The sequence below is a fragment of the Sabulicella flocculans genome (assembly GCF_045449635.1).
Lineage (GTDB): Bacteria > Pseudomonadota > Alphaproteobacteria > Acetobacterales > Acetobacteraceae > Roseococcus.
On the sequence record NZ_JBJJBR010000025.1, the window covers coordinates 1 to 24,324 of the forward strand.

Genomic DNA, 24,324 nt, shown 5'->3' on the forward strand with positions numbered 1-24,324 from the left:
CCCGGCCCGCCCGGCCCCCACAGGGCGAAGCGGCGGCCCGGCGCGGCGGCCAGCACGGCGGCGCCGGGCGGCACCGCGGCGCGCAGGAGGATGGCGGGCCACAGCCCGGTCTCGGCCGGGCGGGCGGCGGGCTGGGCGAAGCCGGCCTCGCGCAGCGCCGCCTGCCAGCCCCCGGCGTCCAGCAGGCGGCTGTCCTCCCAGGCCAAGCCTTCCGTCGCCTCCCAGAACAGGTCGGGCAGCGGCTCGGCCAGCAGCAGGGCGCCGCCGGGGGCCACGCCGGGGCGCAGCCGCGCCGCCAGCGCCGCCCCCGCCCCCAGCCGCGCCGACAGGTTCAGCCCCACCACCAGGGCGGCGTCGCCCGGCAGGTCCTCGCCGGCCGGCCAGTACAGGGGGGCGGCGTCCTCCGCCATGGCGGGCGGGCGGGCGCCGGGCAGCACCGCCGGCGCCAGTTCCAGCGCCGGGCCCAGGAAGGCCAGGGCGCGGCGCAGCGCGGGCAGCAGCGGCCCGTCCTCCGCCCCCGCCACCACGACGCGGCAGGGGCGGGCGGGCGGCCAGGGGCGCAGCAGCGCGGCGGCCTCGGCGGCCAGCGCTTCCGCCAGCCGGTGCAGCGTGGGCGCGGCGGGCGACAGGCGCGGGGCGGCGGGGCGGCCGGCCAGCGCTTCGGGCAGCAGCGCCGCCGCCTCGGCCAGCAGGGCCAGTTCCGGGGCCAGGGCGGGGGCTTCGGCGGCCACCTGCTGCCAGATGTCGCGGGCCGGCGGCAGGTCCTCCGCCGGGGCCAGGGCGCGCAGGCGGGCGGCCAGCGGGCCGGCGGCGGCGGACAGCCCGGCCTCGCGCAGGGCGGCGGCCTGGTGGGCGGCCACCAGCAGCGCGGCGTCGGAAGGCGGGGCGGCGGCCTCGGCGGCGGGCGCCAGCGTCGGCGTCAGGGCGGGGGCGGGCTCGGGCCAGGCGGGCGGCAGCGGGGCGGGGCGCAGGGTGGCGTGGAACAGCCGGCCGTCCAGCGCATCGCGGCGGGGGGTGCGGCGCAGCGTCACCCCTTCCAGCGTCGCCACCGCCGCGCCCAGCGCGTCGCGCAGCGCGCCGTCGGCGGCGAGGTCGCGGGTGCCGCCGGGGCGCAGGCGCAGGGTGGCGCGCACCGGGGCGGCGGCGCCGCGGCGCAGCACCAGGCGCTCGATGCGCACCGGCAGGAAGCCGGCCTCCTCCTCGCCGGCCAGGCCCAGCAGGGCCTGCAGCGCGCCGTCCAGCCGGGCGGGGTGCAGCAGGAAGGCGTCGTCCGGCGGGGCGGCGGCGGGGCGCTCCAGCTCGGCCTCCACCGCGGCCCCGGCGGCGCGCCAGCGGCGCACCGGGCGGAAGGCGGGGCCGTAGCGCAGGCCGCGCCGGGCGGCGGCGGCGGTCAGCGCCGCGCCGTCGCGCCAGGGGGCGTCGGGGGTCCCGGCCGGGGCGTCCGGCAGGGCGGGGCCGGGGCCGATGCGGGCCTCGGCGTGGCGCACCCAGGCCTCGGCCGACAGGCGGCGGCGGCTGTCCAGCGTCCACAGGCCGGCGTCGTCCAGGCGGCAGCGCACCTCCCGCGCCGCCTCCGCCCCCAGGGGCAGCGGCTGGTGGATGGCCAGGCCGCGCAGCTCCAGCAGGGGGGCGGCGGGGTGGCGGCGGGCGGCGGCCTCCAGCGCCATCTCGGCGATGGCGGCGGCGGGCAGCAGGGCGCCGTGCTCCAGCGCGTGGTCGGCCAGCCAGGGCTCCTCCAGCGTGTCCAGGGTGCGGCGCCATTCCTCGCCCGCTTCCTCGTCCTGGCGGAAGCCCAGCAGGATGCCGTCGCGCGCGGGGGCCACCACGCCGCGCCGCTCGGGCGAGGCGGTGGGGGCCAGGCGCTCGCGCAGCAGGGGCGAGGGCGGCAGGGCGCGCCAGTCGGCCGGGCCGGCGAAGCAGGGGGCGCCGCGCGGGTCGGCGCCCAGGGCGGTGCAGCGGTCGGCCAGCGCGGCGAGGTCGGCCGGGCCGTCCTTGCGCAGCGCCGGCAGGATGGCGCCGTCCCAGCCGGCGGCGCGGGCATTGGCGCGCAGGTAGCCTTGCAGCACGGCGTGCGGGCCGATTTCCAGCACCAGGGCCGGGCGGCGCGCCAGGGCGGCGGCGGCGGCGAGGTCGAAGCGCACCGGCTCGCGCAGGTTGCGCCACCAGTAGGCGGCCGGCGCGCGCTCCAGCGCCTCGCCGGTGACGGAGGACAGCATGGGCAGGCGGGGCCGCCCGCCGCGCAGCCCGCGCAGATCCTCGAGCAGCCCGGCGCGCACCGGCTCCATCACGGAGGAATGGAAGGCGTAGTCGAGGTCGAGCGCCACGAAGCTCCAGCGGCGCGCGCGGGCCTCGGCCTCCAGGCGCTCCAGCGCGGCGGGGGCGCCGGCCACGGTGAGCGCGGCGGGGCCGTTCACCGCCGCCAGCTCCAGCCCCAGCGCCTCCAGCACCGGCGCGGCCTCCGTGGCGGCGGCGCCCAGCGCGGCCATGCGCCCCTGCCCGCGCGTGCGCCCCTGGTGGCGCGAGCGCGCGGCCACCAGCCGCGCCGCGGCGGCGGGCGGGAGCAGCCCCGCCACCTCGGCGGCCGCGACCTCGCCCACCGAATGGCCCAGCACCAGGGCGGGGCGGATGCCGTGTTCGGCCAGCGCGGCGACGAGGCCGAGCTGGAAGGCGTAGAGCAGGGGCTGGGCGCGGGTGGTGTCGGCCACCTCCTCCGCCGTGGCGCCGCGGGACAGGGCGCGGGCGACCGACCAGCCCAGGTGCGGGCGCAGATGGGCGTCGGCGGCGCGCACCGCCGTCCGGAAGGCCGGCCAGGCGCGCATGGCGTCGCGGCCCATGCCGGCCCATTGCGCGCCGTTGCCCGGGAAAGCGAAGGCCACCCCCTGCCCGGCGGGGGCGAGGCCGGCGGTGGCGCCCGGGGCGTCCTCGCCGGCCAGCCACGCCTCCAGCGCGCCGGGGCCGCGCAGCACCAGCCGGTGCGGGCGCAGGGCGCGGTGGCGGGCCTGGGCGCGGGCCAGGGCGGGGGTGGCGCGGCGGCCGCGCCAGGACTCCGCCAGGGCGCGCAGGGCCGGGGCCGAATGGGCCGAGAGCAGCAGCGGCGGCGCCCCGGCGGCCGGGCGGGCGCGCGGGGCGGCGGGGGCGGCGGCGAGGGCGGCGCAGCCATTGGTGCCGCCGAAGCCGAAGGAGTTGACCATGGCCGCCGCGCCGGCCAGCGGCTGGGCGGTGGCGGCCGGGCGCAGCCCCAGCGCGGCGAAGGGGATGGCCGGGTTGGGCGGCTGGCAGTGCAGGGTGGGCGGGATGCGGCCGGATTGCAGCACCAGCATGGCCTTGAGCAGCCCGACCAGCCCCGCCGCGGCCTCCGTGTGGCCGATGTTGGACTTGGCCGAGCCGATGGGCAGCGGCTGGCGGCGCGGGCCGACGCCCTGGCTGATGGCCTGGGCCTCGATGGGGTCGCCCACCGGGGTGCCGGTGCCGTGCGCCTCGAAGTAGCCGATGGCGTCGCCGGCCAGCCCGGCTTCCTCGCGCACCTGGCGGATGAGGGCGGCCTGGGCGGCGCCGTCGGGCAGGGAGATGCCGTTGGTGCGCCCGGCGGCGTTGACCCCGGTGGCCAGGATGACGGCGCGCACCGCGTCGCCGTCGCGCAGCGCCGCCGCCAGCGGCTTGAGCACCAGCACCACCCCGCCCTCGGCCCGCACGTAGCCGTCCGCCCCGGCGCCGAAGGCCTGGCAGCGGCCGCGCCGGCCCAGCATGCCGGCGCGCCAGAAGCCGCCGAACGGGAAGGGGGACAGCAGCACGTTCACCGCCGCGACCACCGCCGCCGGCGCCTGGCCGGAGCGCAGCGCCTGCACCGCCTGGTGCAGCGCCACCAGCCCGGAGGAGCAGGCGGTGTCCACCGTCAGCGCCGGGCCGCGCCAGTCGAAGGCGTGCGACAGCCGGTTGGCGACGATGGACAGCGCCGAGCCGGTCATCACGTAGCGGTCGGCCGCGGCCATGTCGAAGGCGCGCAGCGTGCTCCAGTCCGTCGCGGAGGCGGCGGCGAAGACGCCCAGCGGGTGGCCGGCCACCGCGTCCTCGGCCCAGCCGGCATCCTCCAGCGCGCGGCGCGTCAGCTCCAGCACCAGGCGCTGCTGCGGGTCCATCTCCTCCGCCTCGCGCGGGGAAAGGCCGAAGGCGGCGGCGTCGAAGGAGAGCAGGTCGCCCACCGTGCCGGCCTGGAAATGCGCGGCGCGGCCGCGCTCGCCGGGGCGGGGATGGAGGAAGCGGTCGAGGGTGAAGCGGTCGGCGGGAAGGTGGGTGACGGCGTCGCCGCCGGCCTCCAGCAGCCGGGCGAAGGCCGCGAGGTCGGGCGCGCCGGGCAGCCGGCAGGATGCGCCGACGACCGCGACCGGGCCCGCCCCGGCCCCCTGGCTGCCCCTTCGTTCCATGCCTCGCCCGATCACCGCCCTTGCGGTGCAGCATAGCCGGTCCGGCCCGGCGGCGAAACACGTCATTCACGCGGCGTTAAGCAATGGCCGCGCCTGGTTGACAGCGCGGGCCGGGCGCGGCCCCCTGCCCGGGCCAACCGCCCCGAGGAGACCCCCCCGCATGCCCATCTGGCGCCAGCCCGCCACCGCCGAGGACATCAACCGGCGCTTCAACCAGGGCAACGTGAACGGGCTGCTGGGGGTGCGCGTCACCGCCGTGGGCGAGGACTTCCTGGAAGGCGAGATGCCGGTGGACGAGCGCCACGTGCAGCCCTTCGGCATCATCCATGGCGGCGTGTCCGTGGTGCTGGCCGAGACGCTGGGCAGCCTCGCCTCCGTGATGTGCTGCGAGCCGGGCTGGGGCGCGGTGGGGCTGGAGGTGAACGCCAACCACCTGCGCCCGGTGCCCAAGGGCCAGGTGGTGCGGGCGCGCTGCACCCCGGTGCGCATCGGGCGCACGGTGCATGTGTGGAACATCGAGCTGCGGCGGGAGGATGGGGAGCTGTCCTGCGTGGCGCGGCTGACCACCGCCATCGTGGAGCGCAAGCGGACGTGAGGCGGCCGCGCCCCGCGCCCGGCCGCCGCGGCGGAGCGGCGGCGTGAGGCGGCCGCGCTTCGCGCCCGGTCGCCGCGGCGGAGCGGCGGCGTGAACCGGCCGCGCATCGCCCTGATCGGCACGGGGGGCACCATCGCCTCGCTCGGCGACGGGCCGTTCGACGTGCAGGACTACGGCCGGCACGGGCGCATCATGGACGCCGCCGCCCTGCTGGCGCACTGGCCCGCCGTGGCGGAGGTGGCGGAGGTCACCCCCCTGCCCTTCCGCGCCATCCCCTCCACCGCCCTGGGCCCGCCCGAGTGGCTGGAACTGGCGGCCAGGGTGCGGGAGGCCGCGGCGGCGGGGTTCGAGGGCATCGTGGTGGCGCACGGCACCGCCACGCTGGAGGAGACCGCCTGGTTCCTGGCCCTGGCCTGCCCGGTGGAGGCGGGGCTGGTGCTGGTGGGGGCGCAGCGCCCGTCCTCCGCCCTGTCCTCCGATGCCGGGCAGAACCTGGCCGATGCCTGCCGCGTGGCCGGCGACCCCGGTTCGCGCGGACTGGGCGCGCTGGTGGTGATGAACGGCGAGGTGCAGGCGGCGCGCGACGTCACCAAGACGCACACGGCGCGGCTGCACACCTTCCGCACCCCGGACTACGGCGTGCTGGGCCATGCCGAGGCCGACGGGGTGCACTGGCACCGCCGCCCGGTGCGCCCGGTGGGCGGCTTCGACGTGGCGGGGCTGCCCGCGCTGCCGCGGGTGGACATCGTGCCCTGCTACGCCGGGGCGGACGGCGCGGCGGTGGCGGCCTTCCTGGCGGCCGGGGCGCGGGGGCTGGTGCTGGCGGGCTTCGCGCCCTCCGGCGCCACGCCGGCGCTGGCGGAGGCGCTGCGCGCCGCCCCGGTGCCGGTGGTGGCCGCCACGCGGGCGGCGGCCGGCCCGGCCTTCCGCACCACCCGCACGGAGGCGGCGGGCTGGATCAACGCCGGCACGCTGCGCCCGGCCAAGGCGCGCATCCTGCTGATGCTGGCCCTGGCCACCGCCATGGACCCGCGCGAGGCCTTCGCGCGCTACTGAGCCGGCGGGTGGGTGGCCCACCAGTGGCGGGCGATCTCCTCGCGGGTCGCCACCCACACGTCGGGGCAGGCCTTCACGTGGTCCAGGAAGCGCGCCAGGGCGCGGGCGCGGCCGGGGCGGCCGACGATGCGGCAATGCAGGCCCACGCTCATCATCCGCCCGCCTTCCTCGCGCAGCTGCTCCAGCGCGTCGCGCAGGTGGCGCTCGAAGCCGTCGGGGTCGCCGAAACCGGGCGGCACGGCGAACTTCATGTCGTTGTTGTCCAGCGTGTAGGGGATGATCAACTCGGGCTTGCCGTTGACCTGGACGTAGTGCGGCAGGTCGTCGTCATAGGCGTCGCTCTGGTAGAGGAAGCCGCCATGCTCGGCCACCAGGCGGCGGGTGTGCGGGGAGATGCGGCCGGTGTACCAGCCCACCGGCGGCTTGCCGCACAGCCGGGCGATGGTTTCGACGCAGCGGGCGATCTCGGCGCGCTCCACGTCCTCGGGCACGGCGTGGTAGTCGATCCAGCGCCAGGCGTGGGAGGCGACCTCGTGCCCGGCCTCGGCGAAGGCGCGGGCGGCGGCGGGGTTCAGCTCCAGCGCGCGGCCGACGCCGTAGACGGTCAGCCGCAGGTCACGCTGCCTGAACAGGCGCAGCACGCGCCACACCCCGGCACGGGCGCCGTAGTCGAATTGGCTCTCCACCGTGCGGTTGCGCTCGCCCAGGATGGGGGAACCGCCGGGAACCTCGTGCAGGTAGAGCTCGCTGCCGGCATCGCCGTTCAGCACCGTGTTCTCGCCCCCTTCCTCGTAGTTGAGCACGAAGGACAGGGCGACGCGGGCGCCGTTCGGCCATTTCGGGTCCGGCGGGGTGGGGCCGTGGCCGGCGAAGTCGCGCGGGAAGAAGGTGACGGGGTCTTCGATGCGGCTCATGGCGCGCGAGTCTCGCGCCCGGCGGCGCGCGGTCAAGCCGTGACAGGGGCGGCAAGGCTTGGCAAAAGAACCCGACCTTCCGCGAGAGAGACGCCCGCCATGACGTTCCGCCCCGTGCTTGCCGCCGCCGCCCTGCTGGCGCTGGCCGCCTGCGCCCAGGAGGCCGCGCCGGTGGTCGCCCCGGCGCCGGCCCCCGCGCCGCAGGCCCAGGCGCCGGCCCCCGCCCCCGCCGAGCGCCCGCGCGCCCTGCCCATCTTCTTCGAGCCCTGGTCGGCCGACATCGGCCCGCAGGCCCAGGCGGCGCTGGACGAGGCGGCGGAGCGGGTGCGCGCGGCGCCGAACGCCCGGCTGCTGGTGGTGGGCTACGCCTCGCCGCGCGGCTCGGGCGAGGCGAACGCGCTGCTGAGCCAGCTGCGCGCCCGCAAGGTGTACGACGCGCTGGTGGCGGCGGGCGTGCCGGCGGCCAAGCTGCGCCGCACCTCCCGCGGGCCGACGCCCGGCATGGAGGACCTGGAAAGCCGCCGCGTCGAGGTGCGGGTGGACGAGGCCGCCCCGGCCCGCCGGCGTTGACCGGCACGGCCGGCGGCCGTCCGGCGGGGCGCCGCGTGCTGCCCCGCCGCGGCCTGGCCGCCCTGGCCGGCGCGGCCCTGCTGGCCGCCTGCGCCGGGCCGGCCGCCCCGCCGCCGCGCCAGCCCATCCACATCCCGCCCATGCCGGCGGCCCAGCCGGCGCAGGCGCCCCTGGGCGACGGGCGGGTGACGATGCTGGAGTTCAGCCCGGGTGCTGCCACCCTGCCCGAGGGCGCCGCCGGCGTGCTGGACGCGGCGGTGGCGCGGCTGGGCGCCAACCCGCGCGCCGTCGCGGTGGTGACGGCGCCCGCGACGCGTCAGGGCATGGCCCTGGCGCAGGAACGCGCGCAGGCGGTGCGGCAGGCGTTGCTGGACCGGGGCGTGAGCGCGCGGCGCATCCGCCTGGTGCACGGCAGGCTGGGGCCCGACGCCGTGCGGGTGACGGTGCGCTGAGGGCGCACCGCCGGGGGCGGGGCGTCAGGCGCCCTGCCGCTCCACCATCAGCTGCTTGATCTTGCCGATGGCCGCCGCCGGGTTCAGCCCCTTCGGGCAGGTCCGGGTGCAGTTCATGATGGTGTGGCAGCGATACAGCCGGAACGGGTCTTCCAGGTTGTCCAGGCGCTCGCCGGTCGCCTCGTCGCGGCTGTCCGCGATCCAGCGGTAGGCGGCCAGCAGGATGGCCGGACCCAGGAAGCGGTCGCCGTTCCACCAGTAGGACGGGCAGGCGGTGGAGCAGCAGAAGCACAGGATGCACTCCCACATGCCGTCCACCTTGGCGCGCTCCTCCTTGCTCTGGCGGCGCTCCTCGCCTGGGGGGGCGGGGGTCTCGCTCTTGAGCCAGGGCTCGATGGAGCGGTACTGGGCGTAGACCTGCGACAGGTCGGGCACCAAATCCTTCACCACCGGCATGTGCGGCAGCGGGTTGATCTTCACCTCGCCCGTCACCTCGTCGATCGGCTTGAGGCAGGCCAGCGTGTTCAGCCCGTCGATGTTCATTGAGCAGGAGCCGCAGATGCCCTCGCGGCAGGAGCGCCGGAAGGTGAGCGTGCTGTCCACCTCGTTCTTGATCTTGATCAGCGCGTCCAGCACCATCGGGCCGCACTTGTCCATGTCCACCTCGTAGGTGTCCATGCGCGGGTTCTCGCCGGTGTCGGGGTCCCAGCGGTAGATCTTGAACGCCTTGACGTTCTTGGCCGCGGGGTCGGCCTTGAAGACCTTGCCCTGGCCGACCGTGGAGTTCTTGGGAAGCGCGAAGGTCGCCATCTGCCTCAGTACACCCGTGCCTTGGGGGGGAAGACCTGGACCTCGTTGGTCAGGGTCCGCATCTTCACGCCGCGGTAATCCAGGGAAACCTCGCCCTTCTCGTTGCACCAGGCGAGGGTGTGCTTCATCCAGTTCTGGTCGTCGCGCTCCGGGTAGTCCTCCTGCGCGTGGGCGCCGCGGGACTCCTTGCGCGCCTCGGCCGAGACGATGGTGGTCAGCGCGTTGCCGACCAGGTTGTCCAGCTCCAGCGCCTCCACCAGGTCGCTGTTCCAGACCAGGGAGCGGTCCTTGATGCCCAGGTCACCCAGGCCGGCATTGACCTTGCGCATCTTCTCCACGCCCTCGGCCAGCAGCTCGGAGGTGCGGAACACCGCGGCGTGGGCCTGCATGGTGCGCTGCATCTCCAGCCGGATCTCGCTGGTGTGCGTGGTGCCCTTGGCGTTGCGCAGGCGGTCGAAGCGGTCCAGCGAGGCTTCGCCGGCGCGGGGCGGCAGCGGTGGCTGCGAGGCGCCGGGGCGCACCACCTCGGCGGCGCGGTGCGCGGCGGCGCGGCCGAACACCACGAGGTCGAGCAGGGAGTTGGTGCCCAGCCGGTTGGCGCCGTGCACGGAGACGCAGGCGGCCTCGCCCACCGCCATCAGGCCGGGAACGATGGCGTCCTCGTCCCGGCGGGTCGGGCGCAGCACCTCGGTGTGGATGTTCGTGGGGATGCCGCCCATGTTGTAGTGGACGGTCGGCAGCATCGGGATCGGCTCCTTGGTCACGTCCACGCCCGCGAAGATGCGCGCCGTCTCGGAGATGCCGGGCAGGCGCTCATGCAGGATGTCGGCGCCCAGGTGCTCCAGGTGCAGGTAGATGTGGTCCTTGAGCGGGCCGACGCCGCGCCCCTCGCGGATCTCCATGGACATCGCGCGGGACACGACGTCGCGGGAGGCGAGGTCCTTGGCGGTGGGGGCGTAACGCTCCATGAAGCGCTCGCCCTCGCTGTTGGTGAGGTAGCCGCCCTCGCCGCGGGCGCCCTCCGTCACCAGGCAGCCGGCGCCGTAGATGCCGGTGGGGTGGAACTGCACGAATTCCTGGTCCTGCATGGGAAGCCCCGCCCGCAGCACCATGCCGCCGCCATCGCCGGTGCAGGTGTGGGCCGAGGTGCAGGAGAACCAGGCGCGGCCGTAGCCGCCGGTGGCCAGCACCACCTGCTGGGCCCGGAAGCGGTGGATGGTGCCGTCCTCCAGGTTCCAGGCCATGACGCCGCGGCACACGCCCTCGTCGTCCATGATGAGGTCGAGGGCGAAGTACTCGACGAAGAACTCGCAATTGGCCTTCAGCGCCTGCTGGTACAGGGTGTGCAGGATGGCGTGGCCGGTGCGGTCGGCGGCGGCGCAGGCGCGCATCGCCGGCTCCTTGCCGTACTCCTTCATGTGGCCGCCGAAGGGGCGCTGGTAGATGCGCCCGTCCTCCGTGCGGGAGAACGGCACGCCGTAGTGCTCCAGCTCGATGATGGCCGGGATGGCCTCGCGGCACATGTATTCGATGGCGTCCTGGTCGCCCAGCCAGTCCGACCCCTTCACGGTGTCGTACATGTGCCAGCGCCAGTCGTCCTCGCCCATGTTGCCCAGCGCGGCGCCCACCCCGCCCTGCGCCGCCACCGTGTGGCTGCGGGTGGGGAACACCTTGGTGATGCAGGCGGTCTTGAGCCCCGCCGCCCCCATGCCGAAGGTGGCGCGCAGCCCGGCGCCGCCGGCGCCCACCACCACCACGTCATAGGTGTGGTCCACGACGCGGTAGGCGCCCATCGAAGGCTTGCTGATCGCGTTCATCGCAGGTCCCGCTTCTTTCTCAACCGTCCAGACGGACAATCACATGACGCGCCCGCGCGGGGCGCCAAGCAGCGTCACGCTGCCGCAACGATCCGGATGATGGCGACGAAGCACGCCAGCGCCATCAGCCCCACCACGCCCTTCATCGCCAGCACGGCGAACATGCGCCGGCTCTCGGGGCGGACGTAGTCCTCGATCACCACCTGCAGCCCGGCGGCCATGTGGTGGAAGGTCAGCCCCACCAGCGCCAGCAGCAGCACGGCGTTGAGGGGCGAGGCGATCCACAGCAGCGTCTCGACCCGCGAGGCGCCGGCCAGCCCGATGGCCGCGGCGACGAACCACAGCGTCAGCGGCAGCAGCGCGATGGAGGTGACGCGCTGCATCCACCAGTGGTGGGTGCCGCCCCGGGCCGAGCCCAGGCCGCGCACGCGCCCCAGCGCGGTGCGCATGGCGGCGGGGGAGTTCATGTCGTTCGCCATCGCCTCAGCCCCAGAAGATGAACGCGAGGATCCAGGTCAGCACGCTCAGCGCGGCGGTGCCGATGAACACGGCGCGCCCGGTGCTGTACATCGTCGGCAGCTCGAAGCCGAAGCCCCAGTCCCACAGCAGGTGCCGCAGCCCGGCCAGCGTGTGGTACCAGGCCGCCACGGTCATGCCGAACAGCACCAGCAGGCCGAGGAGGGAGCCCATGAACCACTGCACGGTGGCGAAGGCGTCCTCGCCCGCCGCGGCGGCCACCAGCCACCAGACCAGCAGCAGCGTGCCCGCCGACCACGCGACGCCGGTGATGCGCGTCAGGATGGAGGAGAGCGAGGACATCTGCAGCATGTCGTAGACCTGCAGGTGCGGGGAGAGCGGGCGGCGAACCGCCGTGCCGTCGCTGCGCCGGCCCGTCATCAGGGCCTCGCGCGCGTCATGCGGGGTGGTCATGCGTCAGGGAACTCCGGCCTGGGCCTTTGCCTCGGCGCCATCTGATAGGACCGCCCTGCCGCATGGTCAACCGCGCCGGCCGGGCTTTCCCCGGACGGCAGGTCGGAATATCCTCGCTTGGCAACCAAGGGGGAAGCCCCGCGCCATGGCCCGCCTGCCCTTCGCCGACGACGAGGCCGAGCGCCGCCGGGTGGCGCTGGTGCGGCGGCTGGGCCTGCTGGACAGCGCCCCCGAGGAGCGCTTCGACGTCTTCACCCGCCTGGCCGCGCGCATCACCGGCATGCCCGTCGCGCTGCTCTCCCTGGTGGATGAGCGGCGGGTCTGGTTCAAGTCCGCCTTCGGCCTGCCGCCGGGGATGGCGGAGGTGCCGCGCGACGCCGGCGCCTGCGGCCTGGTGGCGGCGCTGGGGCTGGAGGAGGAGGCCGTGGTCATCCCCGACGCGCGGCAGGACCCCCGGCTGGCGACGCGCGACCTGGTGACCGGCCCCTTCGGCCTGCGCTTCTATGCCGGCGTGCCGGTGCGCGCCCCGGGCGGCGAGGTGCTGGCCGCGCTGTGCGTGCTGGACCGCGCCCCGCACCCGGAGCCGCCGGGGCTGGTGGAGGGGCTGCGCGACCTGGCGGCCGGCGTTGCCACCGCCTTCCGCCTGCACGAGGTGACGGACGAGGCGCTGCGCGACCCGCTGACCGGCCTGGGCAGCCGCCGCCTGCTGGAGGAGGCGCTGGGCCGCGAGGCGCCGGGCCGCGCCCTGGCGCTGCTGGACCTCGACCGCTTCCGCCAGATCAACGAGGCGCTGGGCCACGCGGCGGGCGACGAGGTGCTGCGGCTGGCCGGCGCCGCCCTGGCCGCGGCGGCGCCGCGCCCGGCCATCGCCGCCCGGCTGGGCGCGGACGAGTTCGCCGTGCTGGGCCCGCTGGCGCCGGGCGAGGACGCGGCCGCCTTCGGCGCGCGGATGCGGCGCGCCATCCGCGGCGTGCGCCTGCCCAACACCCCCTGGATGCGGCTGGAGGCCGCGGTGGGCGTGGCCGCCGGGGCGGGGCCGCTGATGCCTGCCGCCGACGCCGCCCTGTACCGCGCCCGGCGGGCCGGCGGGGGCGGGGTGGCGCTGGCCGGGGCGGCGGCGGCGGGCGGCATCGGCAGCAAGGTCGCGCTCTCGGCGGCGCTGCGGGCGGCGCTGGACGACCCGGCGCAGCTGGGCTTCGTGCTGCAGCCCATCGCCCCGCTGGACGACCCCGGCCGCCCCACGGGGTTCGAGCTGCTGGCCCGCTGGCGCCACCCCGCCCTGGGCGACGTGCCGCCGGACGAGTTCATCCCGGTGGCCGAGCGCATGGGCCTGTCGCTGGCGCTGGACCACCGGGCGCTGCGCGCGGCGGCGGACATGATGGCCCGCCTGCCGCCGCACGTCCTGCGGCTGTCGGTGAACGTCACCCCCTCCTTCCTGGCGATGCCCGGGGCGATGGAGCGGCTGGACGCCGCGGTGGCCGGCGCGCCGGGCTTCGACCCCGCCCGCCTGTGCCTGGAGCTGACGGAGCGCGTGCTGGTGCAGGACCCCGCCCTGCTGCGCGAGGTGGCGGGCCGGCTGCTGGCGCGCGGCATCGGCCTGGCGCTGGACGATTTCGGCGACGGCCAGGCGGCGCTGGGCATGCTGGCGGAGATACCCTTCACCTCCGTCAAGCTCACCGCCCGGCTGGTGGCGCCGCTGGCCACCCCCGGCCCGGCGGCGGAGCGCGCCGCCGCCATCGTGGAGGCGGTGTGCGCCGTCGGCGCGCGGCTGGGCTTCCGCACCGTGGCCGAGGGGGTGGAGACCGAGGACCAGGCCCGGCGCCTGCGCGACCTGGGCTGCCGGGAGGCGCAGGGCTGGTGGATCGGCCGCCCCGCCCCGCCCGCCGCCTGGGCGATTCACGGTTGACCGCGGCCGCGCGGCGCGGAAAGGTCCGCGCGGGGAAAGCCCGGCGCGCAAGCCGGGGAACCGCCTTGCGCGATGGGGAAACGCCGTGAGCCGCCTTGCCGCCCTGTGCCTGTGCCTGCTGCTCGCCCTGCCGGCGCGGGCGGGGGAGCCGGTGCGCCTGCTGGTCGGGCTGCCGCCCGGCTCGGGCGTGGACCAGATGGCCCGGCTGCTGGCCGACGGGCTGTCCCGCCAGCTGGCCCGCCCGGTGGCGGTGGAGAACCGCACCGGGGCGCGCGGCAACGTCGCCGCGGAGGAAGTGTCCCGCGCCGCCCCGGACGGGACGGTGCTGGGGGTGGTCTCGGCCGGGACGCTGGTGTTCAACCGCCACCTGTCGCGCCAGATGGGCTATGACCCACAAGCGGACCTGACCCCCATCAGCCGCTTCGCCGCGCTGCCCTTCCTGGTGCTGTCCGGCCCGCGGGAAGGCGCCCGCACCATCGGCGAGCTTCTGGAAAATCTTCGTGCCAAGACAGGCACTTGCGGCACGCCCGGGGCCGGCACCGCCGCCCACCTGGTGCTGGACATGCTGGTGCGCACCGCCGGGGCGCGGTGCGACTTCGTCCACTACCGCGGGGCGGGTGGGGCGATTCCGGATTTGCTCGACGGGTCGTTGCAGGTCTATGTGGAAAGCGCTGTCATCGGTCTGCCACTTGTCCGGGACGGGAGGGCGCGCCTGGTCGCCGTCACGTCGCGGGCGCGTTCCGCCCTGCTGCCCGAGGCCCCCACGGTGGGCGAGACGGTTCCCGGCTTCGAGGCCGAGACCTGGATCGCGCTGATGGGGCCGCGGGGCATGGCCGAAGCCCTCGTGGCGCGGATCGAGGCGGCCGCCACCGCCGTCGCGCGCGACGCCGCGGTGGTGAACCGGTTGCGGGCCATGGCCGCCGAACCCGTCGGGGGGACGCGGGGCGAGCTCGCGGCCACCATCCGCGCGCAGGATTCCATTTGGGGGCCGGTGGCTCGTGCCACCGGAGTGACCGCTGATTGACGCTGCCATCGAAGCCACCGTCCCGCGCAGGCTGGGGTTCAAGCCCGGCATGGTGTGCTCCGTCCTCGAGCCGCCGGCCGGGTTCCGCCACGGGCTGCCCGCCACCAACGCCGCCGAGCCGGAGCTGATCCTGGCCTTCGCCGCCGACCGCGCCGCGCTGGCGCGCGTGGCGGCGCGCGCCATGGACCTCTACGGGGTCGGTGGCCGGCTGTGGTTCGCCTACCCGAAGAAGGCCGGCACCGTGCGCACCGACCTGGACCGCGACCACGGCTGGGAACCGCTGACCCAGGCCGGGCTGCTGCCGGTGACGCAGGTGGCGCTGGACGCCACCTGGTCGGCGCTGCGCTTCCGCCTGCGCGAGGAAATCCCCACCCTGACGCGCAAGGCTTGATCCGGCGCAAGGCGGGCTTTGCGGAGGATGGGTGACACCCCACCTCCGCCCTCAGGTTTCCACCGCGCGCCCCGGCGCAGGACCCCACGCATGAACGCCACGCGCACCGCCTTCCTGTCCCGTTGCCGCCAGGGCCTCGACGCCCTGCGCGCCGAGGGGCGCTACCGCGAGTTCGCGGAGCTGGAACGCGACGCCGCGCGCTTCCCGGTGTACCGCCGCCAGGGGCGGGACGTGACGGTGTGGTCCTCCAACGACTACCTGGGGATGGGCCGCCACCCGGCGGTGATCGCCGCCGGGCAGGCGGCGCTGGCCGCGCACGGCGCCGGCGCCGGCGGCACGCGCAACATCTCCGGCACCTCGCCGCTGCATGCGGCGCTGGAGGCGGAGCTGGCCTCGCTGCACGGCATGGAGGCGGCGCTGCTGTTCGCTTCCGGCTACGTGGCCAACCAGTCGGCGCTGTCCACCATCCTTTCCGCGCTGCCCGGCTTCCACGTGCTGAGCGACGCCAAGAACCACGCCTCCATGATCGCGGGCATGCGCGGCCTGCCCGGCGTGACGCGCCACATCTTCCGCCACAACGACCTGGCGGATTTGGCGGCGAAGCTGCGCGCGGTGCCGGAGGGCGCGCCGCGCATCGTGGTGTTCGAATCCGTGTACTCCATGGACGGCGACATTGCCCCCATCGGCGCCATCTGCGACCTGGCCGAGCAATACGGCGCCATGACCTATTGCGACGAGGTGCACGCGGTGGGCCTGTACGGCGCCACCGGCGGCGGCATCAGCGAGCGCGACGGCGTGGCGCACCGGCTGGACGTGATCGAGGGCACGCTGGCCAAGGGCTTCGGCGTGGTGGGCGGCTACGTCGCCGGGCGGGCGGAGGTGGTGGACCACGTGCGCTCCAACGCCTCGGGGCTCATCTTCACCACGGCGCTGCCGCCGGCCACGGTGGCGGCGGCGCTGGAAAGCGTGCGCATCCTGCGCGCCGACGGCGCGCCGCGGCTGCGCATGGCGGCGAACTGCGCCCTGCTGAAGCGCAAGCTGGACGAGGCGGGGCTGCCCCGCATGCCCAGCGAGAGCCACATCATCCCCGTCATGGTGGGCGACGCGCGGGCGGTGCGCGAGGTGGCGCGGCGGCTGATGGACGAGTTCGCCATCTACGCCACCCCCATCAACTACCCCACCGTGCCGCGCGGCGGCGAGCGCCTGCGGCTGTGCGCCACGCCCTTCCACACCGAGGCGATGATGGACGCCCTGGTGGTGGCGCTGCGGGCCGTGCTGCCCGCGGCGGCCTTGCAGGCGGCGGCGTAGCGGCCGGCACCCGCAGCCAGGCCGCCGCGGCGGTTCCGGGCGCAGCGCGGCCGAACTGCCCGCCGGGGTGATCGCCAGCGCCGCGGCGGCCGCCGCCCAAGGGTGCCGGGAAAGCCGGCGCCTCAGCGCGGGGGCACCGCCTGCAGCGCCCCCGGCAGCACGTCCAGCCCCGGCGTCTCGCAGGAATCCAGCCCGGCGATCTCGGCCGCGCGGCCGTCGGCGAACACCACCCGGACGGCGTTGCCGGGGCCGCGTTGCGCCGGTACCGCGCGCTGCGCGCCCGGCCGCAGGGTGGCGGGGGCCAGCAGGTCCGCCCCGCCATTGACGAAGAGCTGCTCGACCTCGGCGCCCGAGCGGTTGCGCACGGTCAGGCTGCCGTCGCAGCGCAGGGCCGGGGGCGCGGCGCCCGGGGCGGCGCAGGCGGCGAGGAGCAGGAGGAGGGGAAGGGCGCGCATCCCCCGCCCCTACACCAGCAGGGGGTCGGCGGGCGAGATGGGCGCCGGCGCGATGGCCTCACCGGCCGCCAGCAGCAGGTCCTCGCGGAAGCGCGGGCCGACCAGCTGCACCCCCTCGCCCAGCGCCGCGCCCACCTGCACCGCCAGCCCGGGCAGGCCCAGCAGCGGCAGCCCCACCTGGGTCAGCTGCGCCTCGATGATGCCGGCGAAGGCCTCGGCGCCCTGGGTGTCCAGCCCGTCGGGGAAGGGGGCGCGGCCGCTGGTGGGCATCAGCACCAGCGGGAAGCGGCGCAGGAACAGGTTCCACTCGCGGATCAGCGTGGCGCGGCGGGTCAGGGCGTCCTGGAACTGCGCGAGGTCGGGCGGCGGGCACAGCGCCGCCATGTGGCGGTACACCGCCAGCGAGGCCGCCTCCCCTTCCCGCTCCACCATCTCCATGCCGCCGCGCGGCAGCATGGCCAGCCACAGCCGGGCCTGCAGCAGGGCGGGCTCGCGCAGGGGCGGCAGGGCGTCCTGCTCCTCCACCTGCCAGCCGGCGTCGCGCAGGCGGCGGGCGGCCTCGCGCAGGGCGGCTTCCACCACGGGCTCCACCGCCATGCCCTCGGGCGCCACGCACAGGGCGGCGCGGCGGGGCAGCGGCGGGCCTTCCAGCGGCGCGGGCACCCACCAGGGGTCGCGGTCGTCCGGCGCGGCCATCGCCGCCAGGGCCAGCCGCAGGTCGCCCACGCTGCGCGCCAGCGGGCCGGAGACGGCCATGACCTGCCCGCCGATGTCGCGCTCGGGCAGGGAGGGGTTCCAGGCCGCCACCCGCCCGAAGGAGGGGCGCAGCCCGTGGATGCCGCAGGCATAGGCCGGGAAGCGCACCGAGCCGCCGATGTCCGTGCCGTGGCCGATGGCGCCGATGCCCGCCGCCGTGGCCGCCGCCGCCCCGCCGGAGGAGCCGCCGGGCGTCAGCGCCGGGTCGCGCGGGTTGCGGGTGGCGCCGTGCAGGTCGTTCGCGCAGAACCAGCGCACGGAGAAGGCCGGGGTGTTGGTGCGCCCCAGGATGACGGCGCCGGCGCGGCGCAGGCTGGCCACCACCGGGTTGTCCTCCGCCGCGCGGTGGCCGGCCTGCAGCTTCAGCCCGTTGGTGGTGGCGCAGCCCGCCTGGTCCACGTTCACCTTCACCGTCACCGGCACGCCGGCCAGCGGGCCGGGGTCCTCGCCGCGGTCCAGCGCCGCGTCCACCGCGGCGGCGGCGGCGCGCGCCTCCGCCTCCAGCGGCTGCACCACCGCGTTGATGGCGGGGTTGGCGGCGGCCATGCGCGCCAGCGCCGCCTCCGCCACCTCCGCCGCGCGCACCTCGCGCCCGCGCACCCGCCGCGCCGTGTCCTGCGCGGTCCAGCCATGCATGCCGGTCATCGCCCTGCGGAATCCCCCGAATGGATTCCGCAAGGCTCGGCGCGCATCATCGGCGGGTCAAGGAGCGCCCATGTCCCTCGCCCTCGCGGAGATCCTGCCGTTGCACCGCCCCAGGCTGAGCTTCGCCCTGCTGCCGGAGAAGCACCGGCTGGAGGTGGTCTTCTCCGGCGAGGTCGCCGGGGCGGACTACCGCGCGCTGATGCTGCGCGCGCTGGAGGCCCATCCGGAAGCCGCGACGATGGACTGGCTGTACGACCTGCGCAGCTATTCCGGCTCGGTCGGGCATGACGACGTGACGGTGGTGGCCGCGCGCGCCCGCGCCCTGGCGGCGGGCCGGGAGGAGCGGGCGCTGTCCGTGCTGGTGACGCCCGACATCGGCATGATCCACTGGGCGGCGGCCTGCCGGGTGCAGTTCCACCCGCGCCGGGTGGCCGTGGTGGCGCGGATGGAGGAAGCGGAGGCGCTGCTGGCCTGCCCGCTGGAGTAGCGGCGAAGGGTTTGCTATACGCGGATGGTTAACTCTGTGCAGTCCGGGTGCCCCTGACCGGAGGCGTCGCCGTGCCGAAGCCCGCTCCGTCCTTCCGACGCCGCCTGCTCGTGCTCGCGCTCGGCCTGGCGCTGCCGCTGGTCGGCCTGGCGGCGCTGGCCGCCTGGCGGGCGGCGGAGGCGGAGCACGCGCGCTTCGAGGCGCAGCTCCTCGCCACCTCCCGCGCGCTGGCCCATGCGGTGGAGGGGGAGCTGGAGCAGGGGCGGGCGCGGCTGTCCGCGCTCGCCGCCTCCGGCGACCTGCGGCACGGGCGGCTGGACGAGTTCGTGGCCGCCGTGCGCCCGACCCTGCCGCCCGGCGCCGCCGTGGCCCTCTACGACGCCGACGGGGCGCTGCTGGCCAACACCGGCCGCTCCGCCTCCTCGCCCGAGCGGCGGTCGGGCGCGCAGCCCTTCATCGCCGAGGCGCTGCGGCGCCAGGGCGCTTCCGTCTCGGCGCAGTTCAGCGGCGGGCAGAGCGGCCAGCCGCGCATCATGGTGGCCCTGCCGCTGGAGCGCGAGGGCCGGCGGGAGCTGCTGGGCCTGGTGCTCACCACCGAGCGCTTCGGCGAGCTGCTGGCCGCGCAGGCCATCCCGGCCGGCTGGACCGCGGCGGTGGTGGACAGCGCGCACCGCATCGTGGCGCGCACCCGCGACGGCGCCGCCTTCCAGGGGCGCGAGGCGCGGCCGGGGGTGCGGGAGCTGCTGGGCCGCCCCGGCGGCGGGCTGCTGCGCGACGTGCCGACGCTGGACGGGGTGCGCTCGGTGTCCGCCGTGGTGCCGGCGCCGCGCTCGGGCTACGGCGTGTCCATCGCCGCGCCCAGCCCGCCGCGCTGGGGGGCGGCGCTGGACGCCGCCGGCCCGGCCCTGGCGCTGGGCGGGGCGCTGGCACTGCTGGGGCTGGGGGTGGCGCTGCTGACCGGCCGGCAGCTGACGCGCGCGCTGGGGCGGCTGGCCGCCGGGCCCGGCCTCCCGCTCACCTCCACCGGCGTGGCGGAGGTGGACGCGGCCGCCCGCAAGATGCTGCGCGACCGGCAGGGGCGCGACGCCGCCGTCGCCGCCCTGCGGCTGAGCGAGGAGCGGCTGCGGCTGGCGCTGGAGGCGTTCAGCGGCGGCAGCTACGACTGGCGGGCCGAGGACGGGCGCGTGCAGCGCTCGCCCGGGCTGCTGGCCATGCTGGGCGAGGCGGCGGATGACGGCTCGCCCGCATGGTGGACCGCGCGCATCCACCCGGAGGACCGCGCCGGCTGGGAAGCGACGCGGGCGGAGGTGCTGGAGGGGCGGGCGCGGCTGTTCGACGCGCGCTACCGCCTGCGCCACGCCGACGGGCGCTGGCTGCGCGTCTGGCACCGCGCGCTGGTGCAGCGCGATGCCCGGGGGCGGGTGTCGCGCATCCTGGGCTTCGTGCTGGACGTCTCGGCCGAGGCGGAGGCGAAGCAGCGCGCCGAGCTGCTGGCGCGGGAGATGGACCACCGGGTGAAGAACGCCTTCGCCCTGGTGGCCGGGCTGGTGTCCGCCTCCGCCGCCGACCACCCGGAGGCGGCGGAGTTCGCCGACGCGCTGCGCGAGCGGCTGGGCGCCCTGGCGGCGGCGCACGACCTGGTGCGCCGCGGCGACGGGCCGCCCCGGATGCGCGCCCTGGCCGCCCGGCTGGCGGCGCCCTATGGCGAGGCGGTGGAGATCCTGGGCGAGGACCCGCCGCTGGCCGGCGGCGAGGTGCAGCCGGTGGCGCTGGTGCTGCACGAATGGCTGACCAACTCGGTGAAGCACGGCGCGCTGTCGCGGGCGGAAGGGCGGGTGCGGCTGCGGCTGGCGGCGCAGGACGGGCGCATCCGCCTGGAGTGGCAGGAGGCGGGCGGCCCGCCCGCCCGCGCCCCGGCGCGGCGCGGCTTCGGCGAGGAGCTGGTGCAGGCGACGGTGGAGCACCAGCTGCAGGGCGCCATCGCCGCGGAATGGCGCCCGGAGGGGCTGCGCCTTTCCCTGGAATGGCCGGGCGAGGCGCTGGAGCGGGCCAGCGCTACAGGTTGAGGACGTTCTTGGCCAGGATGTTGCGCTGGATCTCGCTGGTGCCGCCGTAGATGGTGGTGGGCCGCGCCTGGATGTAGAGCGCGCCGGGGTTGAGGTTGCGGTTGCCCTCCATCGGGCCCAGCAGCCCGGCGTTCTCGCCGGCCACGCGCAGCGCCGTCTCGGTGATGCGCTGGAACAGCTCGCTCTGCACCACCTTGAGCTGCGACACCTCGGCCCCCAGGGGGCGGCCGGCCTTCAGCACCGCCACGAAGCGGGCGTAGAGCGCCTTCAGGTCCTCCAGGTCGCACCGGTGCCTGGCGTACTCGGCGGCGAAGAGCGGGTCCTCCATCACGCCCATGCGCTCGGCCAGCAGCTTCAGGCGCGACAGCGCGTAGGCCGACTGGCGGGGCGAGCCCAGGAAGATGCGCTCGAAGGAGAGCAGGGCCTTGGCCATGTCCCAGCCCTTGTTGAGCTGGCCCACCAGGTTCTCCTTCGGCACCTTCACGTCGTCGAAGAAGACCTCGCTGAACTCGTCGTGCATCTCGAGGTTGATGATGGGGCGCACGGTGATGCCGGGCGTCGCCATGTCCACCAGCAGGAAGGAGATGCCCTCCTGCTTCTTCGCCTGCTTGTCGGTGCGCACCAGCAGGAAGATCCAGTTGGCGTCGCCGGCCAGGGTGGTCCAGATCTTCTGGCCGTTCACCACGTAGTGGTCGCCCGCGTCCACCGCCTCCGTGCGCAGGGAGGCGAGGTCGGAGCCGGAGCCGGGCTCGCTGTAGCCCTGGCACCAGACGTGCTCGCCGCTCAGGATCCTGGGCAGGAAGCGCTGCTTCTGCTCCTCCGTGCCGTAGCGGATCACCAGCGGGCCCAGCATCACCACGCCATGGTCGTTGGTGCGCGCGCAGCCCCAGCGCTCCAGCTCCTCGGTCCAGATGATCTGCTTGGCGGGGCTGAGGCCCAGCCCGCCATGCTCCCGCGGCCAGCCGGGGCACAGCCAGCCCTTGGCGGCCAGCTTGAAGTACCACTCCTTGTTCTCGTCCCAGTGCAGCCGCTTCTCGGGGTTGCGGATGCGCGCCGGGTACTCGGCCTCGATGAAGGCGCGGATGCGCTGGCGGAAGGCGTCGTCGGGCAGCAGGTTCAGGTCCTCGGGCTCGTGGCCCGTCACGGCGTTCATCGCGGCATCAACCTTTCCTCGTGCGGGCCGCCGGGGCGGCCCTGGTCCTCGTGCGGGCCGCCGGGGCGGCCCTGGGTCCCTCGGGGCTCAGCGCCCGGTGAAGGCCGGCTTGCGCTTGGCCAGGAAGGCCTCGCGCCCCTCGCGGTGGTCGGCGGTGGCGAACAGGGCGGCCTGCCAGTCGGCCTCGCGCGCCAGGGCGGCCTCCATCTCCTCGCTGAACCATTGCTTCATGTAGGCCACCGGCAGCGGCGCCTCGGCGGCCAGCGCCCGCGCCTTGTCCATGGCGGCGGCCAGGGCCTGGCCCGGCGGCGCCACCGCGTCCACCAGCCCGATGCCCAGGGCCTGGGCGCCGGTGTAGGTGGTGTGGAACAGCATCATGTCCCGCGCGCGCCCCAGCCCGACGCGGGCGGGCAGCGTCATCGGCAGCGCGAGGTCCGCCATCAGGCCGATCTTGTGGAAGCCCAGCACGAAGCGCGCGTCCTCGGCCGCCACCACGTGGTCGCACAGCAGCGCCAGCGAGCAGCCGGCGCCGGCCGCCCAGCCCTCCACCGCGGCGATGATGGGCACGGAGCCGCGCGCCATCAGCCGCACCAGCCGGTGGGTGCGGCGCATGCGCTCCCGCCCCTCCAGCGCCGTCTCCACGTTCATGCCCGAGATGTCGCCGCCGGCGGAGAAGATGCCCTCCGCCCCCGTCAGCACGATGCAGCGCGTGCCGTCGGACTGCGCCTTCTCCAGCAGCGCCTCCAGCTCGGTGCGCAGGGGCACCGCCAGGGCGTTGCGGCGGGCGGGGTAGTCGAGCGTGAGGACGAGGATGTTGCCCTCCCGCTCGGCGACGATGCGCATGCGCGGCGCGGTGTCCATGCCGTCCATCAGGCGTCCTCCGTCTCGGGGGCCAGTTCCATGAAGCGCCGGCGGTGCAGGGCGGCGCCGCCGAACAGCGGGGCCAGCACCATGGCGCGGCGCAGGTGCAGGCCCAGATCGTAGTCGTCGGTGTAGCCGATGCCGCCGTGCAGCTGCAGGCAGGCCTGCTGCACCGTCATCGCCGTCTCGCTGGCGCGGGCCTTGGCGCGCGACGCCGCCGCCGGGCCGTCCGGCGCGCCCTCGTCCAGCCGCCAGGCGGCGTCCTCCACCGCGGCGCGGCACAGCGAGATCTGCACCCGCGCCTCGGCCGCCTTGTGCTGCAGCGCCTGGAAGGAGCCGATGACGGTGCCGAACTGCTTGCGGGTGCGCAGGTAGTCCAGCGTCATGGCGAAGGCGGCCTCCATGCCGCCCAGCAGCTCGGCCGCGGTGGCCAGGGCGGCGCGGTCGCGCGCGGCGGCGAAGGCGGCCTCCAGCCCGGTGGCGTCCGGCGGCGGCAGGGCGCCGGGCACGCGCACCGCGGCGAAGTGCCCGCCATCCTGGCGCTGCTCGGTCGAGAGCTCGACCGCCGCGCGCTCCAGCACGTGCAGCGCGCCGCCATCCATCCACAGCAGGTGGGTGGCGCCGGCCGCCATGGGCACGAAGCGGCGCGGGCCGGGGCCGGAGGCGGCCTCCAGCGACTGCGCGCGGTCCTGCCAGGCGGGCAGGGCCAGGGCCTCGCCGGCCAGCACGGCGTCCAGCAGGGGGTGGCGGGCGGCTTCCAGCAGGGCGGCGCCCATCTGCGCCGCGGTCAGCGGCTCGGGCGCGCAGGCGCGGCCCAGCTCCTCGGCCAGCGCCACCATCTCGGCGTGGCCCAGGCCGGTGCCGCCCAACTCCTCGGCCACGGTGAGGCCGACCCAGCCGGCGCCGGCCATCTCGCGCAGCAGGGCGGGGTCGAAGCCGGGCTCGGTGAAGCGCAGGGCGCGCACGCGGGCCATGCCGGCGCCCAGCAGGCCGGTCGCGCTGTCGCGCATCATCGCGATGCCCTCGGCGCGGTCCTCGGCGAAGGGGGGGGAGGCCGGTGCTCATGCGCGGGCGTGCAGCCGGGCGCCGGAGCGCGCCTGCAGCTCCTCCAGGCCCATGCCGTCCACGATGTCGCGCACCACGAAGCCCAGCCCGGGCACCACGTCCAGCACCGCGAGGTTGGTGTACACGCGCGAGACGACGCCCGGCGTCGTCAGCGGGTAGGCGCAGCGCTCCACCAGCTTGGGGCGGCCGTCGCGGGTGGTGTGCTCCATGGTCACCCAGATGCGCTTGGCCCCGGCGCCCAGGTCCATCGCGCCGCCCACGGCGGGGGCGGTGTCGTTCTCGCTGGTGGCCCAGTTGGCCAGGTCGCCGTTCTCGGCCACCTCGAAGCCGCCGAGCACGCAGAGGTCGATGTGCCCGCCGCGGATCATCGCGAAGCTGTCGGCGTGGTGGCAGAAGGAGCCGCCGGGGCGCAGGGTGATCATCTGCTTGCCGGCGTTGATCAGCCAGGGGTCCTCCTGGCCCTTCGCCGGCGCGGGGCCCATGCCCAGCACGCCGTTCTCGCTCTGGAAGATCACCTCGCGCTCCAGCGGCACGTGGTCGGCGATCAGGGTGGGGATGCCGATGCCCAGGTTCACCACCCAGCCCTCGGGGATGTCGGCGGCGGCCCTGGCGGCCATCGCGGCGCGGGTGCTCGTGCTCATG

The 24,324-nt window shown here is 76.3% G+C and carries 22 protein-coding genes; 10 read left to right on the top strand and 12 right to left on the bottom strand.

Translation table 11 applies throughout. From position 1 onward, the window contains the following. Nucleotides 1-4,421 (bottom strand): type I polyketide synthase (locus ACI6QG_RS17030; RefSeq protein WP_407025786.1); only part of this gene is annotated, 4,421 nt, incomplete at its 3' end. A 160-nt stretch (nt 4,422-4,581) separates the two neighbouring features. Here ACI6QG_RS17030 and ACI6QG_RS17035 point away from each other — a divergent pair. Together ACI6QG_RS17035 and ACI6QG_RS17040 are read left to right on the top strand one after the other, a co-directional pair. Next, nucleotides 4,582-5,016, top strand: a complete 435-nt coding sequence (locus ACI6QG_RS17035; protein ID WP_407025787.1) for a PaaI family thioesterase — start codon at nt 4,582-4,584, stop codon at nt 5,014-5,016. Nucleotides 5,017-5,106: 90 nt separating this feature from the next. Continuing rightward, entirely contained in the window at nt 5,107-6,072 is a 966-nt protein-coding gene (locus ACI6QG_RS17040) for an asparaginase (RefSeq protein ID WP_407025788.1), read from the top strand. Here the strand turns inward: ACI6QG_RS17040 and ACI6QG_RS17045 are convergent. Continuing rightward, nucleotides 6,066-6,986 carry a polysaccharide deacetylase family protein gene (locus ACI6QG_RS17045; protein ID WP_407025789.1) on the bottom strand — a complete coding sequence of 307 codons (921 nt, stop codon included), beginning with the start codon at nt 6,984-6,986 and terminating at the stop codon, nt 6,066-6,068. The genes ACI6QG_RS17040 and ACI6QG_RS17045 overlap by 7 nt on opposite strands. Nucleotides 6,987-7,085: 99 nt before the next feature. On the opposite strand from ACI6QG_RS17045, the gene ACI6QG_RS17050 reads away from it, so the two are divergent. Beyond that, complete coding sequence (locus ACI6QG_RS17050) at nt 7,086-7,556, top strand: OmpA family protein (RefSeq protein ID WP_407025790.1); 471 nt, start codon at nt 7,086-7,088, stop codon at nt 7,554-7,556. Between the two features lie 35 nt (nt 7,557-7,591). Beyond that, nucleotides 7,592-8,008, top strand: a complete 417-nt coding sequence (locus ACI6QG_RS17055; protein ID WP_407025791.1) for an OmpA family protein — start codon at nt 7,592-7,594, stop codon at nt 8,006-8,008. 24 nt (nt 8,009-8,032) lie between these two features. On the opposite strand, the gene ACI6QG_RS17060 is transcribed toward ACI6QG_RS17055, so the two are convergent. From ACI6QG_RS17060 to sdhC, 4 genes are all read right to left on the bottom strand, one after another. Next, nucleotides 8,033-8,818 carry a succinate dehydrogenase iron-sulfur subunit gene (locus tag ACI6QG_RS17060; RefSeq protein WP_407025792.1) on the bottom strand — a complete coding sequence of 262 codons (786 nt, stop codon included), beginning with the start codon at nt 8,816-8,818 and terminating at the stop codon, nt 8,033-8,035. A 5-nt stretch (nt 8,819-8,823) separates the two neighbouring features. Further along, entirely contained in the window at nt 8,824-10,635 is a 1,812-nt protein-coding gene (sdhA, locus tag ACI6QG_RS17065; RefSeq protein ID WP_407025793.1) for a succinate dehydrogenase flavoprotein subunit, read from the bottom strand. Nucleotides 10,636-10,709: 74 nt separating this feature from the next. Further along, nucleotides 10,710-11,114: a succinate dehydrogenase, hydrophobic membrane anchor protein gene (gene sdhD, locus ACI6QG_RS17070; protein ID WP_407025794.1), complete on the bottom strand. Its 405-nt coding sequence runs from the start codon at nt 11,112-11,114 to the stop codon at nt 10,710-10,712. 4 nt (nt 11,115-11,118) lie between these two features. Further along, on the bottom strand, nt 11,119-11,565 hold the full coding sequence (gene sdhC, locus ACI6QG_RS17075; RefSeq protein WP_407025795.1) for a succinate dehydrogenase, cytochrome b556 subunit: 447 nt from the start codon (nt 11,563-11,565) through the stop codon (nt 11,119-11,121). 145 nt (nt 11,566-11,710) lie between these two features. Here sdhC and ACI6QG_RS17080 point away from each other — a divergent pair, with 145 nt between their 5' ends. The 4 genes from ACI6QG_RS17080 (at nt 11,711) to hemA (ending at nt 16,194) form a co-directional block, all read left to right on the top strand. Then, entirely contained in the window at nt 11,711-13,471 is a 1,761-nt protein-coding gene (locus tag ACI6QG_RS17080) for an EAL domain-containing protein (RefSeq protein WP_407025796.1), read from the top strand. An 85-nt stretch (nt 13,472-13,556) separates the two neighbouring features. Then, nucleotides 13,557-14,495, top strand: a complete 939-nt coding sequence (locus tag ACI6QG_RS17085) for a Bug family tripartite tricarboxylate transporter substrate binding protein (RefSeq protein WP_407025797.1) — start codon at nt 13,557-13,559, stop codon at nt 14,493-14,495. Nucleotides 14,496-14,544: 49 nt separating this feature from the next. Continuing rightward, nucleotides 14,545-14,886: a hypothetical protein gene (locus tag ACI6QG_RS17090; RefSeq protein WP_407025798.1), complete on the top strand. Its 342-nt coding sequence runs from the start codon at nt 14,545-14,547 to the stop codon at nt 14,884-14,886. A gap of 90 nt (nt 14,887-14,976) precedes the next feature. Continuing rightward, nucleotides 14,977-16,194 (top strand): 5-aminolevulinate synthase, encoded by a 1,218-nt coding sequence (hemA, locus tag ACI6QG_RS17095; protein ID WP_407025799.1) that lies wholly within the window; start codon nt 14,977-14,979, stop codon nt 16,192-16,194. A gap of 122 nt (nt 16,195-16,316) precedes the next feature. On the opposite strand, the gene ACI6QG_RS17100 is transcribed toward hemA, so the two are convergent. After that, nucleotides 16,317-16,649 carry a hypothetical protein gene (locus tag ACI6QG_RS17100; protein WP_407025800.1) on the bottom strand — a complete coding sequence of 111 codons (333 nt, stop codon included), beginning with the start codon at nt 16,647-16,649 and terminating at the stop codon, nt 16,317-16,319. 9 nt (nt 16,650-16,658) lie between these two features. Beyond that, nucleotides 16,659-18,050 (bottom strand): amidase, encoded by a 1,392-nt coding sequence (locus ACI6QG_RS17105; protein ID WP_407025801.1) that lies wholly within the window; start codon nt 18,048-18,050, stop codon nt 16,659-16,661. A gap of 70 nt (nt 18,051-18,120) precedes the next feature. On the opposite strand from ACI6QG_RS17105, the gene ACI6QG_RS17110 reads away from it, so the two are divergent. Together ACI6QG_RS17110 and ACI6QG_RS17115 are read left to right on the top strand one after the other, a co-directional pair. Beyond that, complete coding sequence (locus ACI6QG_RS17110) at nt 18,121-18,537, top strand: hypothetical protein (protein WP_407025802.1); 417 nt, start codon at nt 18,121-18,123, stop codon at nt 18,535-18,537. Nucleotides 18,538-18,608: 71 nt separating this feature from the next. Beyond that, nucleotides 18,609-20,603 carry a sensor histidine kinase gene (locus ACI6QG_RS17115; RefSeq protein ID WP_407025803.1) on the top strand — a complete coding sequence of 665 codons (1,995 nt, stop codon included), beginning with the start codon at nt 18,609-18,611 and terminating at the stop codon, nt 20,601-20,603. On the opposite strand, the gene ACI6QG_RS17120 is transcribed toward ACI6QG_RS17115, so the two are convergent. The 4 genes from ACI6QG_RS17120 to ACI6QG_RS17135 form a co-directional block, all read right to left on the bottom strand. Continuing rightward, nucleotides 20,593-21,756, bottom strand: a complete 1,164-nt coding sequence (locus ACI6QG_RS17120) for an acyl-CoA dehydrogenase family protein (RefSeq protein ID WP_407025804.1) — start codon at nt 21,754-21,756, stop codon at nt 20,593-20,595. The two genes, ACI6QG_RS17115 and ACI6QG_RS17120, sit on opposite strands and share 11 nt — an antisense overlap. An 87-nt stretch (nt 21,757-21,843) precedes the next feature. Further along, on the bottom strand, nt 21,844-22,626 hold the full coding sequence (locus tag ACI6QG_RS17125; RefSeq protein ID WP_407025805.1) for an enoyl-CoA hydratase/isomerase family protein: 783 nt from the start codon (nt 22,624-22,626) through the stop codon (nt 21,844-21,846). Next, entirely contained in the window at nt 22,626-23,630 is a 1,005-nt protein-coding gene (locus ACI6QG_RS17130; RefSeq protein WP_407025806.1) for an acyl-CoA dehydrogenase family protein, read from the bottom strand. Before ACI6QG_RS17130 ends, ACI6QG_RS17125 begins: the two co-directional genes overlap by 1 nt. 48 nt (nt 23,631-23,678) lie before the next feature. Further along, nucleotides 23,679-24,323, bottom strand: coding sequence for a 3-oxoacid CoA-transferase subunit B (locus ACI6QG_RS17135; protein ID WP_407025807.1), 645 nt, complete (start codon nt 24,321-24,323; stop codon nt 23,679-23,681). Nucleotide 24,324: the final 1 nt, after the last annotated feature.